The 15,731-nt window shown below is 55.4% G+C and carries 14 protein-coding genes and 1 pseudogene; 5 read left to right on the forward strand and 10 right to left on the reverse strand.

The genetic code is table 11. The annotated features are described in order from the left end of the window. A partial coding sequence (locus tag OES20_07355; GenBank protein ID MDH3634506.1) for a TRAP transporter small permease subunit occupies positions 1-749 on the reverse strand: 749 nt, incomplete at its 3' end. Between the two features lie 115 nt (positions 750-864). After that, positions 865-1,923 carry a TRAP transporter substrate-binding protein gene (locus OES20_07360; protein ID MDH3634507.1) on the reverse strand — a complete coding sequence of 353 codons (1,059 nt, stop codon included), beginning with the start codon at positions 1,921-1,923 and terminating at the stop codon, positions 865-867. Between the two features lie 391 nt (positions 1,924-2,314). On the opposite strand from OES20_07360, the gene OES20_07365 reads away from it, so the two are divergent. The 5 genes and pseudogenes from OES20_07365 to OES20_07385 all read left to right on the forward strand — a co-directional run bounded on the left by OES20_07365 (position 2,315) and on the right by OES20_07385 (position 7,313). Then, the gene (locus tag OES20_07365; GenBank protein ID MDH3634508.1) at positions 2,315-3,907 is read left to right on the forward strand and encodes a choline dehydrogenase; all 1,593 of its coding nucleotides are present in this window, start codon (positions 2,315-2,317) and stop codon (positions 3,905-3,907) included. Between the two features lie 71 nt (positions 3,908-3,978). Beyond that, positions 3,979-4,218 (forward strand): annotated as a pseudogene (locus OES20_07370) (TRAP transporter large permease subunit). Positions 4,219-4,233: 15 nt separating this feature from the next. Then, complete coding sequence (hisD, locus tag OES20_07375; protein MDH3634509.1) at positions 4,234-5,538, forward strand: histidinol dehydrogenase; 1,305 nt, start codon at positions 4,234-4,236, stop codon at positions 5,536-5,538. Between the two features lie 9 nt (positions 5,539-5,547). Continuing rightward, positions 5,548-6,324: an SDR family oxidoreductase gene (locus tag OES20_07380; protein MDH3634510.1), complete on the forward strand. Its 777-nt coding sequence runs from the start codon at positions 5,548-5,550 to the stop codon at positions 6,322-6,324. Then, a complete protein-coding gene (locus OES20_07385) occupies positions 6,321-7,313 on the forward strand; it encodes an alcohol dehydrogenase catalytic domain-containing protein (GenBank protein ID MDH3634511.1) in 993 nt (330 codons plus the stop codon). The genes OES20_07380 and OES20_07385 overlap by 4 nt, the downstream gene beginning before the upstream one ends. 70 nt (positions 7,314-7,383) lie before the next feature. Here OES20_07385 and glpK read toward each other — a convergent pair whose 3' ends face one another. The 8 genes from glpK to OES20_07425 form a co-directional block, all read right to left on the reverse strand. Next, positions 7,384-8,868 carry a glycerol kinase GlpK gene (gene glpK / locus OES20_07390; GenBank protein MDH3634512.1) on the reverse strand — a complete coding sequence of 495 codons (1,485 nt, stop codon included), beginning with the start codon at positions 8,866-8,868 and terminating at the stop codon, positions 7,384-7,386. A 221-nt stretch (positions 8,869-9,089) separates the two neighbouring features. Beyond that, positions 9,090-10,691: a glycerol-3-phosphate dehydrogenase/oxidase gene (locus OES20_07395; protein MDH3634513.1), complete on the reverse strand. Its 1,602-nt coding sequence runs from the start codon at positions 10,689-10,691 to the stop codon at positions 9,090-9,092. A 44-nt stretch (positions 10,692-10,735) separates the two neighbouring features. Next, entirely contained in the window at positions 10,736-11,002 is a 267-nt protein-coding gene (locus OES20_07400) for a DUF2160 domain-containing protein (GenBank protein MDH3634514.1), read from the reverse strand. A 33-nt stretch (positions 11,003-11,035) separates the two neighbouring features. Beyond that, entirely contained in the window at positions 11,036-11,833 is a 798-nt protein-coding gene (locus tag OES20_07405) for a carbohydrate ABC transporter permease (protein ID MDH3634515.1), read from the reverse strand. A 4-nt stretch (positions 11,834-11,837) separates the two neighbouring features. Then, positions 11,838-12,701 carry a sugar ABC transporter permease gene (locus tag OES20_07410; protein ID MDH3634516.1) on the reverse strand — a complete coding sequence of 288 codons (864 nt, stop codon included), beginning with the start codon at positions 12,699-12,701 and terminating at the stop codon, positions 11,838-11,840. After that, entirely contained in the window at positions 12,694-13,770 is a 1,077-nt protein-coding gene (locus OES20_07415; protein MDH3634517.1) for an ABC transporter ATP-binding protein, read from the reverse strand. The genes OES20_07410 and OES20_07415 overlap by 8 nt, the downstream gene beginning before the upstream one ends. Before the next feature lies 1 nt (position 13,771). Next, complete coding sequence (locus OES20_07420) at positions 13,772-14,836, reverse strand: ABC transporter ATP-binding protein (GenBank protein ID MDH3634518.1); 1,065 nt, start codon at positions 14,834-14,836, stop codon at positions 13,772-13,774. Then, positions 14,837-15,640, reverse strand: a complete 804-nt coding sequence (locus OES20_07425; GenBank protein ID MDH3634519.1) for a DeoR/GlpR family DNA-binding transcription regulator — start codon at positions 15,638-15,640, stop codon at positions 14,837-14,839. Positions 15,641-15,731: the final 91 nt, after the last annotated feature.

Here is a 15,731-nt window from a genome sequence, read left to right on the forward strand (position 1 = left end):
TGGAATATAGCCAGATTGAGCCATAGCAGTCCGATTATATAGACAGGCAAGGCCCGTACGAACCAGCGCTCGCGCTCTTTACCCATCTTGTGGAACGCGCGGAAAATCTCAGGGATGCCTTGCAGCATCAGGAGAAAGCCACCGACTGGCATCGCCAGGCGCGCGGGCCACAAAAGTGGTCCCCAGGCACTGTCGATCTGCATGGTTTCACCTCTTGAAAAGGCGAGCCACCAGAACTCCGAGGCTATAATAGTGAAGAAGATCATCGAAGGCATAAAGAACAAGAGGTACAGTGTTGCATCTACTGTCGCCTGTGTCTTTGCCGACCAATTTCGGTAGAGGAAGTCGGCGCGGATATGAACACCGCGCATCAGACCGTAGCCCGCGGCCGCCATGAAGAGCACCCCGGCTATCATACGACTGGTGTCATACACCCAGAGCGTGGGGCCAAGCCCAAGGGCCTGGGCGAGACCTTCGAACCCGGCATTTTGCAAGATCGCAAACGAGTTACGAGAAAGGACTTCGAGCACCACTACGGCAATGAGTGGTACCATGAGCAGGGCAATAATCTGACCCGCCCGGTAATTAATGATGTCAATGGCTGCGGTTATCGGGCGTTGCCAGGGTGTCATATCCTCTGGCGTCTCGCCAGGTGACTCGGCACGTCGCTCCGCAATCAGTTCGTCCGCAATCTCGAGCTCTTCCGGATTTACCTCAAGCTCTTCTGGGTTTGCCTCATCTTTGGTCATACCCACTTCCCCCTCGTTTTTCTTGCCCTTTTTGGGCTCTCATTATTTAAATGGGCCCGGGCCCTTATGGAAACTTCGAAGCGAGGCCCTGATGGGCCTCGCAACGAATCTTTTTTTATTTTTTAAGTGTATCCGCGTGTGCGCGACCCAAACTTGCGTTTGAGGTCTGTGCACCCGCCCAGAATGGTACCACGGTGTCGGCGAAATCCTTTTGCGACTGCCACACTTCTGCGAAGAACTTGTTTTCTTTCGCAGCTTTTTCCAGCGACTTTTTAGCGGCCGCCATGTACTCGGTGAAGTAATCCGCAGGAGTATCTTCCAGGATAACACCGTGATTATCCGTCAGATCTTTCAACGCCTTACCGTTCTCAAAGATTCGGTAGGACATGGATTTTGACAGAGACGCGTTTGCCGCCACTTCCATGGCTTTTTGCTCAAGCGGGGTCAGCGAGTTGTAGAAATCGCCATTCACATACATGTCCGCGTTCACGGTCACCTGGTGCAGACCCTGGAGGTAGTAGTGCTTTAGCACTTTCTGGAAACCAAAGACGGAGTCTGGCTTGGGGCAGCACCACTCGGCTGCGTCGATCGTACCCTTCTCGAGCGCGGGCAGGATGTCGCCGCCGCCCATGGCAACCGCTGGAACACCGATTTCAGCGTATGCGGCACCAACCATGCCTGGAGGTGCACGGAAGCGCATTTGACGGAAGTCATCCATCGACTTGATCGGCTTTGGGAACCAACCGAGTGCCTCAGGGCCTACTGGCTGCAACATGAATCCCTTGACGTTTACGCCCATTTCATCCCACAGACGGTCATACAGCTCTTTGCCGCCGCCGTACTGGAACCAGCTCAGGAACGCGATGTTATCGAGACCTACACCGGCACCCGCAACAGGCGCGCCGAACAGGTTCGCCGCAACGTGCTTACCACCCCAATAATGTGTCCAGGCGAAGCCACCTTCAACCAGACCCGCGTCGACAGCATCTATGATGTCGCGTGGTCCAACAACAGCGCCTGCTGGCAGAACTTCGATGGTGAGCGACCCATTAGTCAGGGCTGCGACGTCTTTTCCGAACTCCTTCAACATAACGACTTCGTCAGCTGAGTTGGGTAGCACCGACTGGATACGTAAGACCTTGGCCTTTTCTGCCGCCATGGCAGACGATGCCATGAGGGCCAAGGCTGCTGTACAGGCAGCTATATATTTTAGTTTGATCATGTCTACTCCTCTAATTAAGAAAGCCTTCGTTATGTTATGCGCCGCGAGGCTGAAGGCAGCGCCCCGGAGCTTGTTGGGCCGGCGGTCCGACCCGAGTTCAATGCCGAAAACCGGCAAGAGTTAGTTTAAATGAGACTCTCGGTCTCGATATTACAGCTTTTTGCGATTGAGTAACAGAGCTAAATGCCTATAAATTTCGGTATCCCAAAAACCGAACTTGATGGAGCTATTCAGAGTAGAACCATCTAACAGATTCGTCAACGGGTCTTAAACGAGAATATTTGTTCCGTTTTAGCGGCACTTATAGTATCGTCGAATCGAAACATGTAACGATAGGGGGCTCGTGGATCAATTCGACTATATCGTCGTTGGCGCCGGATCGGCTGGCTGCGTGCTCGCCAATCGGCTGTCGGCGAATCCGGCGCACAAGGTGCTGTTAGTCGAGGCCGGGGGCAGGGATTTAAGCCCCTGGCTGCACATACCGGTCGGCTATTTCAAAACCATGCATAATCCCGGTTTCGACTGGTGTTACCTGACCGAACCGGACCCGGGTATCGCCGGACGTCGGCTGCAGTGGCCCCGGGGTAAAGTGCTCGGTGGGTCGAGTGCGCTCAACGGTTTGCTCTACGTGCGCGGTCAGCCGGAGGATTACAATCGCTGGGTCGAGCTGGGTAATCCTGGCTGGAGTTTTCGAGAGGTACTACCGTACTTCAAGAAATCGGAAGACAACGATCGTGGCGCCGACGAGTTTCACGGTGTGGGTGGGTTGCAAAAGGTGTCGGACCTGCGCCTGCGACGACCGATTGCCGAACATTTTATCCAGGCCGCGACCGAAATCGGTATTCCTTTCAACGAGGATTACAACGGTGCCGAGCAGGAGGGGGTCGGTTATTTTCAGCAGACCGCGTATCGGGGCTTTCGCTGGAGTACCGCGAAGAGTTTCCTCCGACCCGCCAAAAAACGGCCGAATCTCCGGGTGTTGACCAACGCCCAGGCAACCGGGCTGATCCTGGAGGGAAAACGGGTAACCGGGCTACAGTATCGGCAGGGCGGCCAGCAACGCTCGGCGATGGCCAGTGCCGAAGTCATCCTCAGCGCCGGCGCGATCAATTCGCCGCAGATTTTGCAGTGTTCCGGTATCGGTGACCCCGAACAACTGAAAGCCGTGGGGGTCGAAACACGGCATGCGCTCCCCGGGGTCGGCAAGAACCTGCAGGATCACCTGCAGATCCGTCTCGTGTTCAAGACTAACAAGCGCACCCTCAACGATGAGTTGAACAATTGGGTAAAACGCATGCTGGTGGGCATGCAGTATGTGCTGACCCGAACCGGGCCTTTGACCCTGGCCGCCAGCCAGGTCGCGATTTTCACCCGCTCCAGCGATGCGGTGCAGCGTCCCGATATCCAGTTCCACATGCAGCCCCTGTCGGCGGACAAACCCGGTGATGGCGTGCATCCGTTCTCGGCGTTCACCTCGTCGGTCTGCCAGCTCCGACCGCACAGCCGGGGCACTGTTGCGATCAAGTCACCGGACCCGCTGCAGGCGCCGGCGATGATGCCCAATTATCTCTCCGACGAGCGCGACTGCGAGGTCGCCGTCGGCGGTATTAAAGTCGCCCGACGTATCTGCGAAGCACCGTCTCTGCGAAATTGTGTCATCGATGAGTATGTGCCGGGTAGGCAGTTTCAGACCGATGCGGAACTGCTCGAGGCCGCGCGTAATTACAGCCAGACAATCTACCATCCGACCAGTACCTGTAAAATGGGGGTCGATGCGGACGCGGTGGTCGATCCGGAATTGCGTGTACATGGACTCGATGGATTGCGTGTAGTCGATGCTTCGATTATGCCGGAGATCGTATCCGGCAACACCAATGCGCCGACTATCATGATTGCGGAGAAGGCAGCCGACATGATTCTGGGGAAAAAGAGGTAATTTGGTTGCAATACCGTTTAAAAATTGCAAAAATGAGACTTTAAGTACCATTATAACAAACGAATGACTTTGGCTTTAACCTGACCTGGTTTGCGATTCTCGTGGCGGGGAATCTGCAAACCGCCTGGCTATCGCCACCAGTGGCGCTATCCGCCTATTTTTTGAAGGGGGTAGTGCCGGAATGGGACTTAAAGGATATCTATGGCGGCATGATGTAATTCATGGTGATCCAGGTGATCGGTTTGTTGCTGATTATCTTCTTCCCGCAGATCGCCTTGTGGTTACCCGAGTACCTTTATCCAACCCCTTAGTTTGAGATTTAGATAATGAGTGTAGAAATTGTAAAAAAGGCATCCAAGACCCCGGCCACGGGTGAGGACGACACCGCGCAAATCGTGCGCACCATGCTGCAAGAAATTGAGGAAGGCGGTGAAGCAAAAGCGCGTGAGTACGCACAAAAGCTGGATGGCTGGGACAAGGATATCGTCCTCAGTCGCGCTGAAATCGATGCGGCGATTGAACTGGTGCCAGAGCAGGCCAAGCACGACATTCAATTTTCGCACGCGCGCGTCAAGAGCTTTGCCGAGGCGCAGCTTGCCAGTATGACCGAGTTTGAAACCGAGCTGTCGCCCGGTCTGTTTGCCGGCCAGCGCCTGATCCCGGTCAATACCGCTGGCTGCTACGTTCCCGGCGGTCGCTACGCGCATATAGCCTCGGCCATCATGAGCATCACCACGGCACGCGTTGCCGGCGTCAAGCAGGTTATCGCCTGCTCGCCGACGCACCCGGACCGCGGCGTGCACCCGGCGATTATTTACGCGGCCGATCTGGCCGGCGCCGATACCATACTCTCTCTCGGAGGCGTGCAGGGCATCGCAGCAATGGCCTTCGGTCTTTTTACCGGCCACCCGGCCGATATCCTGGTCGGGCCCGGTAATCGTTTTGTCGCCGAGGCCAAGCGGATTCTATATGGGCGAGTCGGCATCGATCTGTTCGCAGGGCCCACTGAAATCCTGGTGATTGCGGATGACACGGCGGATCCGGAAATCGTTGCCTGCGACCTGGCAGGGCAGGCCGAGCACGGGCTCGATTCACCCGCGTGGCTGGTTTCCACCTCTGCCGAACTGGCACAGCAGGTGATCGACCTGATGCCGAAGTATATCGAACGCATGGCAGAGCCGAATCGCTCCACGGCTGAGAGTTCCTGGCGTGATTACGGTGAAGTGGTCGTGGTCGGTACGCGTGAAGAGGCGGTCAAGGTCAGCGATGATTATGCCCCCGAACACCTCGAGGTGCAGTGTGAAGATCTCGACTGGTGGCTGCAGCATTTAAGCAACTATGGCTCGCTGTTTCTCGGTGAAGAAACCACGGTCGCCTATGGTGATAAGTGTTCCGGCACCAACCATATCCTCCCAACCAAGGGCGCGGCTCGCTATACCGGGGGCTTAAGTGTCAGCAAATTTATCAAGGTACTGACCTGGCAGCGTATGACAGAAGAAGCGAATCGCGATGTCGGTGCGGTTACCGCGCGAATTTCACGTTCCGAGGGTATGGAGGGGCATGCGCGTTCCGGTGATGATCGCCTGTATAAGTATTTTCCGGGAGAGGAATTCGAACTGGGTATCGAGTAAAATCTCGCCATGCCCGCGATTCTTGACCAGTTCAAGCTAGCCGGTAGTAACTTTGTTGTGACCGGAGCAAGCTCCGGAATCGGTCGTGCCATGGCAGGTTTCCTGGCGCAGGCCGGTGCCGGTGTGGTGCTGGTGGCGCGACGCGAAACCGCGTTGGCCGAGGCCGTCGACGAAATTAATACCGGTGTTGACAAAGCCAGTTACGTGGTCGCCGACCTTGAACAGCGCGATCAGCTTGCGGAAATTGCCGCTCAATGCAAGTCGTCGATCAAGGGTGGGCATATCGATGGCATCGTTAATGCTGCCGGACTTAACCTGCGCGAACCGGTTGAGCAGGTATCGATCGAGAGCTGGGATGTCACGATAAACCTGAACCTTTCAGTTCCATTTTTCTTCACGCGCGAATTTATACCAGAGATGCGCAGTCGAAAATTTGGCCGCATCATCAACATTGCCTCGTTGCAATCGACGCGCGCTTTTCCAAATGGTCTGCCCTATGGTGCTTCCAAGGGTGGCATCTGCCAGTTGACACGCGCCATGGCAGAAGCCTGGTCACGCCACGGTATTTGCTGCAACGCGCTGGCACCCGGATTTTTTCCGACCGAGCTCACGGCCCCGGTATTCGATAATCCCGAGAGCCGGGATCGGTTCGCGCAACAAACCGCGATCGGGCGTAACGGCGAACTCGAAGATTTATCGGGAGCTACCATATTTTTTGCCTCGCCGGCGTCGGGTTATATTACCGGCCAGACCCTGGCGGTCGATGGAGGATTCACCGCAAAATGAAAGCACTAGTTTACACCGCCAACGAGGAGATGACTTACCGCGATGAGCCGGAACCGACGCCCGACCAGGGCGATGCGCTAATTGCAATCGAATCTGTCGGTATCTGTGGGTCCGACATGCACGCCTACCTTGGACACGACGAGAGGCGGGTGCCACCTTTGATACTGGGTCATGAGGCAGTAGGCACGGTCATCGAGGGTGGCAATAGCGGGCAACGGGTCGTGTTGAATCCACTCATCACCTGTGGGATCTGCGACGATTGTCTCGGCGGACGCCAGAACCTGTGCGCGAGTCGCGACTTGATCGGTATGTATCGCGCCGGCGCTTTCGCCGAGAAAATTGCGATTCCCGAGCGTAACCTGATCCCGGTACCGCAAGGAATGCCGAGTGAACACGCGGCGCTGACTGAACCGGGTGCGACCGGTCTGCATGCGGTTTTGCTCGCCGAGCGGATCGTCAGTCGGCCCTTGAGCGAATCGTGCGCGCTCGTCATTGGCGCCGGTTCGGTCGGTTTACTGACCGCGTTGATACTGCGTGACAAGGGCGTCGAAGAAATCGTGGTCGCCGAAACCAACCCGTTGAGGCGCGAACTGGTTGCACAACACTGCGATTTTGAGTTGATTGATCCGATTACTGAACAGCCAGCGGCACAACGCTTCGATTGCGTGTTTGACGCGGTCGGTGGAGCAGTCACGCGCGAGCAGGCGGTGCCGGCTACTCGATCTGGCGGGATTATCGTGCATATCGGTTTGATGGATAACAAGGGATCGATGGACGTGCGCGCGATGACTCTGCGCGAGATCACGTTTATCGGCACCTATACCTATACCCCGTTAGATTTGGGCGCCACGCTGCATAAATTAAACAGCGGTGCGCTTGGCAGCCTGAACTGGATTGAACAACGACCATTGGCCGATGGCGCCGAGGCATTCAGCGAGTTGCTACATGGGCAATGTGCTGCGCCTAAGGTTGTTTTAAGTACCGTTTAAAGTCAGTAGTCAAACCGTCCGAACCGTACCAGCGGCCCGGGTTTCCACTCCCGGGCTTTGGCGGTTTAGTTCAGGCGCTGGTCTTAACCTTGATCACGGCCTCGTGCCAGTCGGCCAGCAGCAGGCTGCGCTGATGGGCTTCCATTTCGGGATCAAACTCCCGCTCCGCCTGCCAACGCCGCGCAACATCGTCAAGCGAGTCGAATAATCCGACCTGCAGGCCGGCGAGGTAGGCGGCACCCAGCGCGGTGGTTTCGGTCTCCACTGGCCGTTCGACAATGATGTCTAGCATGCTGGCGAGAAACTGGCACAGCCAGTTATTTTGTACCATGCCACCATCGACACGTAACCGGGTCGGGGTTATACCGTCGCGGCGCTTGGCCTCGAGCAGGTCGAAGGTCTGGTAGCAAATCGATTCGAGCGTGGCGCGCACCAGCTCGGCCGGCCCGGTATCGCGCGTAATGCCAAATATTGCACCACGAGCTTCGGGATCCCAGTGCGGGGCACCCAGACCGGTAAACGCCGGCACCAGGTAGACCCCATTATTGGAATCGAGCGATTCGGCCATGGCCTCGGTTTGATGCGCCGTATCGATGATGCCGATGCCATCGCGCAGCCACTGCACCGCGGCACCGGCAACGAAGATCGAACCTTCCAGTGCATAAGTCGTTTTTCCGGCAAGCCGGTAGCCAACCGTAGTTAACAGCTTGTTGCTTGACGCCAGTGCCTGCGCACCGGTATTCAGCATCATGAAACAACCGGTGCCATAGGTGCTCTTGATCATTCCGGTTTCGAAACAGGCCTGGCCGACGAGCGCGGCCTGTTGATCGCCAGCAACACCCGCGATTGGAATTTCGACGCTCAGCAATGACTTGCTGGTTACCCCGTAGTCAGCAGCACAGTCGCGAACGTCGGGCAATAGTGACTCGGGAACGTCAAGCATGTCGAGTAGTTCGGTATCCCATTGCTGTGTATGGATATCGAACATCAGCGTGCGAGAAGCGTTGGTAGCGTCGGTGGCATGAACCTTGCCGCCAGTCAGGCGCCAGATCAGGAAACTGTCGATCGTACCGAAAGCCAGTTCTCCCTTGGCGGCACGGGCTCGTGCGCCCTCGACATTTTCGAGAATCCAGTTAACCTTGGTGCCGGAAAAATAAGGGTCTAGCAGTAGCCCGGTTTTTGCGGTAACCATAGCTTCCAGGTTTTGGGCGCGCAAGGTTTCGCAATAGTTGGCGGTGCGGCGATCCTGCCACACGATCGCGTGGTAGATCGGCTCGCCGCTGGAACGGTCCCAGACCACGGTAGTTTCGCGCTGGTTGGTAATGCCGATCGCGGCGATTTCGCGATTGTCGGTACCCGCCTTTTCAAGAGCGTCACGCACTACTGTCAGTGTTGTCGTCCAGATTTCTTCTGCGTTATGCTCAACCCAGCCATCCCTCGGAAAATGCTGCGAAAATTCCTTTTGTGCGGTAAAGCAGGCATGCCCGTTTTCGTCGAACAGCATGGCCCGTGAACTGGTGGTGCCCTGGTCGATGCTGAGAATATACTGACTCATCTAAAAATCCTCTGTGCTGTCATCCCGAACTCGACTCGGGCTCTTGCAATCATCGCATTATATCGAGATTCCGATATGTCGGACCACCGCTTATGCGGGAATGACGGCAAAGTTTATGCGTCATCCCGGGCTTGACCGATACGTCGGACCGCCGGGATCTTGTAATGTCGCCGTGAATCAAATATTCCCGCCGGGCCGCGCAGGTTCGCGAGAGAATGAGACTATTTCGCAAAATACTCATCGAAACGTGCCTTTGCCTCGTTGCCAAATAGCTTTTCGCAGGCCTCGAACAGACCTGCCGATTGTTGCAGTGTCGTACGCGACACCAGCAACTCGATCTTGGAGCGGCGCCTGAGATAATCTTCGAGTTTGACGATCATTTCATTGTGCGCCAGGTATTCTATTTCGCAACGGCGGATGCCGGTGTTTTCAATCAACGGCTCTGTCAGGGTGGGGTTCCGCTCAATCGCGTTGAGCAGGGTCTCGGCCTGTGCGCCATAGCGGCGCCACAAGCGCCTGCTTAAGGGTTCACAGGTGTCGTTGGCGAAAAATTCATCGAGCCCCAGCTTGCTTGCACGTTTGAAATAAGCCTGTTGTGCCTGATCATCGGGTTCCCCATACCATTTCTCGACATGATCCAGTTTCAGGCCGAGTTCGGCGACGCAAGCACAAATCTCGTTGCCGACATTCAGGCAGTCAGTCAATTTGCCACCAAAAATACTGATGTGACTCTGACCGGCGGACATCTCAATCACGTGTTTGCGCGATAGTTGCTGGACGTCAATCGAATTATCGCCGAGCTTGCGTGTTGCCAATGGCCGTACGCCACAGCGCTCGGCAATAATATCCCCGGGTACTAGCGGTGTGGGTAGATCGAGTCGGGCATTTATGTTCGATAGCACGAAATCACGATCCTCATCGGTTACCGCGGGGACAGGATCGTCAACCTTCGTGTCGGTAGTACCGATGCAGGTCCGGTTTGCCATGGGTATTGCAAAGAACAGGCGTTCATCGTCGGCAAAAAATGCAAGCACGCGATGATTTTCCGAAATCTGCGGTACGATCAGATGGATGCCTTTCGATAAAACGTGTTGGTATTCAGTCTCGACGCCGGTGAGCGCATTATGGCTGTCGACGAAGGCACCCGCCGCATTGATCAGGATTCTGGAGCGAATTTCAAACGAGTTGCCGTTGATCTGGTCCTGTGCCTGCGTGATCCAGTGGCCATTCGCATCGCGGGTCGCTCCTTCAGATTTGACATAGTTGGCCGCAACACAGCCGTTGTCGAGTGCGCTGCGCACGAAGTTGAATACAAAGCGAGCGTCGTTATCATGCAGAAACGCATCTGAGTACTCGATTCCGGCGCTGCTTATGCCCGTGTTGATTAAGGGTTCGATCTGCTTTAAACGACGCGGTGAAACCAGCTTTGGTGTGCGAGTTTTACCCCGGCCCAGCAACCAGTAGAGCCAGGTACTTGCCAAGATAATCCAGGGGTGAAATCGAAAACGTTTGTTGACCGTCATCAGGAAGCGAATTTCCTTGACGGTAGAGGGAAAGCTGTCGAGCAACTCGTTGCGCGACTTGCACAGTCCCGCAACCAGGCCGAACTCATAGCCTTCCATGTACTTGATACCGCCCCAGACCAGGTTGGAGGATTGCTGGCTGGTGAAACCGGCAAAGTCTCCGGCATCGATCAGCGCGACGCTTGCCCCACGTGCTGCCAGTGCCGCAGCCGTTACCGCACCGTTGATGCCACCACCCACAATCAGAACTTCAAAGGCTTCATTTTCGAGGCGCGCAATATTGCCGTTACGCAGGTCCATCGATTTACCGACACGGCTCCCTGTGATTCAAATTTACAGCCAATTCAGACTTTCCTGAAAACAAAGACGAACCAGCCAATTGCCAACGCCAGCGCGCCCCATAGCGGGGTGCCGATAAAGGCCAGCCATCCCAGGTTGATAAATCCCGTGCCCAACCATGAAATGAAGAGGCGATCACCACGAGTCGTATCGATGCCGAATATACCGCGGCGTGGATTACCCCCGGGGCTGAATTTTTCCCAGACGCCCATGGTGACGATTGACCCCACCAACGTTATGAAAAACGCGGCGGTCGGCCAGGTCCATGCCATCCAGGATAAATCTAACACGGGGCACCCATCTGACTAAACACGTCCCAGGGCAAAACCCTTGGCGATGTAGTTGCGCACGAAGTAAATGACAAACGCTCCCGGTATGATGGTGAGCGAACCCGCGGCGGCCAACAGTCCAAGTTCGTAACCCGAGGTACTTGCCGTTCGCGTCATGGTCGCTGCAATGGGCTTGGCTTCAACCGAGGTCAGGGTTTTTGCCAGTAACAGTTCCACCCACGAGTACATGAAGCAGAAGAACATGGCGACGCCGATACCGGCTGCGATGGTTGGGATAAAAATACGAATAAAAAATCGCCAGAAGGAGTAGCCGTCGAGATAGGCGGTTTCATCGAGCTCTTTCGGAATCCCGGACATGAAGCCCTCGAGAATCCATACCGCGAGCGGAATGTTAAACAGGCAATGCGCGAGCGCGACGGCGATATGCGTATCAAACAACTCGATCGATGAGTAAAGCTGGAAGAATGGCAGTGCAAACACGGCCGGGGGCGCCATACGATTGGTCAATAACCAGAAGAACAGATGCTTGTCACCGAGGAAACGATAGCGTGAAAACGCGTAAGCCGCGGGTAGCGCGACCGAAACCGAAATGAAAGTGTTGATGACCACGTAAATCAGCGAATTGATGTAACCGTTATACCAGGTTGGATCGGTAAAAATCTTGGTATAGTTTTCTAGCGTGAACTGTTGTGGAAAAAATGAAAACCCGCCCAGAATTTCGTTGGTCGTTTTAAACGACATCGACAGCAGCCCGTAGATCGGCAGCATCAGGAACAGGATATACAGGGTTGGCAAAACCCATTTTCTATTCATGCGGTCATTGCTCCTCGTTGCGCATCATCACGGTGTAAAAAACCCAGCAAATCAGCAACACGACCAGGAAGTAGATTAATGACATCGCCGCCGCGGGGCCGAGATCGAATTGCCCGAGCGCGATCTTGACCAGGTCGATCGACAGGAAGGTGGTGGTGTTGCCCGGGCCGCCTCCGGTCAGTACGAAGGGTTCGGTGTATATCATGAAACTGTCCATGAAACGCAACAGGATCGCAATGGTCAGTACCCGTTTCATTTTCGGCAACTGGATATAACGAAATACCGCCCAGCGACTGGCGCCATCGATGTGCGCAGCCTGGTAGTAGGCATCGGGAATCGAACACAACCCGGCATAACAAAGTAACACCACCAGGGAAGTCCAGTGCCAGACATCCATAACTACAGTCGTCATCCAGGCAGATACTGGTTGCTGGGTGAAATTGTAGTCAAAACCTATCGAGTTCAGGCTGTACCCGAGCAGGCCGATGTCGGGTAGCGCGAAAATGTTCCACATCGCACCGACGACGTTCCACGGGATCAGCAACGGCAGCGCCATCAGCACCAGGCAGACCGAGACCCATGGTCCCTTGCGCGGCATCGACAGTGCGACCGCGATCCCGAGCGGGACCTCGATCGAGATTATCATGCCGGTAAACAACAACTGTCGCAGTAGCGAATCGTGAAAACGTTCGGAACGCAGTACCTTCTCGAACCAGGTGACGCCTTCCCAGAAAAAAGCGTTATTACCGAAAGTTTCCTGCACCGAGTAATTGACGACCGTCATCAGCGGGATGAATGCGTTGAATGCCACCAGTAGTAATACCGGCACCACCAGCCACCAGGCTTTTTGATTGGTGGTTTTACGCACCTTTCGCCTCCACCACCCAGTCATCGCGATAAATGTGGAGATTGGCGGGATCGAATTGAATCATCGGGCTTTCCGGGGGTATTGCCTGGTCTTCTGCAACCAGCATCTTGATTTGCTCGGATTCGTGTTTGACGGTCACCACCTGGAAGCGCCCGAGGTCTTCAACTTTCTGAATCTCGACCGGAATCCCGTCATCGCCGAAACGAACAAACTCCGGCCGAATACCGATTTCGAGTTTACCGCTCAAATCGGTATCGGCCGGATAATCCGACGAGAGCGGATTATTCCCAAATACGGGTTGCCCGTTTTCTAGCCTGCAGGGCAGTACGTTCATCCCGGGTGAACCAATAAAGTAGCCAACGAATGTGTGTTTGGGCCTGGAAAATAATTCTACGGGGCTGCCGACCTGAACCACCCCGCCGTCATGCATGACGATGACCTGATCGGCAAAGGTTAGCGCCTCGACCTGATCGTGGGTAACGTAAATCATCGTAACCCCGATCTGTTGATGCAGCTCCTTGAGCTTCGAGCGCAGCTGCCATTTCAAATGCGGGTCGATGACCGTCAGTGGCTCGTCGAACAGAATTGCGTTGACATCCTCGCGCACCAGACCCCGGCCCAGGGAAATTTTTTGCTTGCCGTCCGCAGTCAGACCCGAAGCACGCTGCTGCAATCGCTCGGACAGGTCCAGCATGTCGGCGATCTCGGTAACTCTTTCCCGGATCCTTGCTTCCGGCATACCTCGATTGCGCAGTGGAAATGCCAGGTTATCGAACACGGTCATCGTGTCGTAGACCACCGGAAACTGGAAAACCTGTGCAATATGTCGACCGGCCGTAGGCAGCTGGGTCACCTCTTGATGGTCAAACAGAATCGAACCTTCTGACGGTGTCAGTAACCCCGAAATAATGTTTAACAAGGTCGTTTTGCCACAGCCTGAGGGACCGAGCAGCGCGTAAGCACCGCCATCTTCCCATACCTGGCTGACTTCCTTGAGCGCGTATACAGGTGCCTGGCCCGGTGGCGGGGGATAGGCATGGCGTACGTCCTTAAACTCGATTCGCGACATGCTACACCTGTGTTTCGATTAACATTTCGTTGGCGTCGAAATACAGGCAGCGATTCGAATCGAAGAAAAAACTGGCGCTCTCCCCAAATTCGTAGCCGTGAATACCGTGCGCCTCGCTAACCCAGTTATTGCCTTCGATAATGACGCGAATGATACTTTCAGAGCCGCTAATCTCGGCAATCTGAACCTCGCCATCGACTTCGACACCTTCGCCAACGGGTAATAAATGGTGCGGCCGCAAACCGATTTTATAGGCTCCGTCGGGCATCTCGGCGAGCCTGGGTGGCACGCTCCAGCTCACCGCGTCACTGAGGTAGGCGGTCTCACCACGTTTCTCGATCGAGGCGATATTAACCGGCGGGTCGGAGAAAACCCGGGCGCTCGCAAGCGATTCGGGATGGCGATAAATGGTCGAGGTTTTGCCGAACTGTACCACCCGCCCCTCGTCCAGGGTCGCCGTGTAACCCCCGAGCATCAGTGCCTCGAGCGGCTCGCTGGTAGCATAGACGACCGTGGCACCGGTATCGGCAAACATCCTCGGGAGTTCGTCGCGCAGCTCTTCGCGTAACTTGTAATCGAGGTTCGCAAGCGGCTCGTCCAGTAACACCAGTTCGGCCCCCTTGACCAGTGCCCGCGCCAGCGCGGTGCGCTGTTGCTGACCACCTGAAAGTTCACTCGGCAGGCGGTCGAGCATGGGTGTCAGTTTCAACAGGTCGGCAAAGCGACGCACCTTTTCATTAATTTCCTGTCGGGGTAATCCGGCAACCTTTAACGGTGAAGCGATGTTGTCGTAAACGCTGAAACTCGGGTAATTGATAAAGGCCTGGTAAACCATTGCAACGCTGCGCTTTTGCACCGGTATTCCGGTGACGTTTTCACCATTGACCCAGAGTTCACCACGGGTCGGTTTTTCCAGTCCTGCCATCAGGCGCATCAGCGAGGTCTTGCCGCTTAACGTGGTACCCAGCAGGATATTGAACTGGCCGGGTTCTAGCGACAAATCGGTTTCGTAGATATGGGTCTCAGCACCAACTCGCAGTGAAACCTGGCGTAATTCAATCGCCATTTAAGCGCTTCCCGCCAATTTTTCAGTCGCGTGGGCGCGTTTAATGATTTCAAGATTGACATCGTACTCGCGGCACAGCCGGATCGCTTCGTCGGGAATGCCGTCATCCGTAACCAGCGTTTCGATCGCCGAAACACCCGCAATTCGAATTGGCGCATGACGTTCAAACTTCATCGAGTCGGTGACCAGTATGACCGAGCGCGCATGCTGAATGATCGCCCGCGTGACGCGAACTTCCCTGAGGTCAAAGTCGAAAAACTCGCCCTCGCTGTCGATCGCCGAGCAACCGATAATGGCATAGTCAACCTTGAAGTTGTCGATAAATTCCTCGGCGCTGGAACCAACGATTCCGCCATCAGAGCTCCGAATTGCACCACCCGCGATCATGACGTCGAGGCTGGGGGCAGGCCACAGCATACTGGCGACGTTGATGTTATTGGTAATCACCAGCATCCCGCTGCGGTCGTAAAGATATTCGGCGACGCGCTCGGTGGTGGTGCCGATGTTGATGAACAGTGAAGAATTGTCGGGTAGTAACTCGGCCGCACGGCGGGCAATCTCGGATTTTTCCTCGCGCATCAGGATTTTACGAGCACCGTAGCCGAGATTTTCGACATTGTCTTTGACCACTGCGCCACCGTGAACCCGCTGCAGCAGCTGTTGTTCATACAGCTGGTTCAGGTCACGGCGAATGGTTTGTGGCGTTACCCGCAGGTGATTCGATAACTGGTCGACCTGAACCGATCCATGCTCACGGATATAGTCCATGATCAGATGCTGTCGACTGCTGATATCGGTGCTCATCGTGGTTTCACAGAAATTTGAGAGCAGACCACCCCCGGAGCCCTGTTTAACGAGCCCCGGCGGCAATCATGTTCAACGGTCTATCCCCAGA

The sequence above is a fragment of the Gammaproteobacteria bacterium genome (assembly GCA_029862005.1).
Lineage (GTDB): Bacteria > Pseudomonadota > Gammaproteobacteria.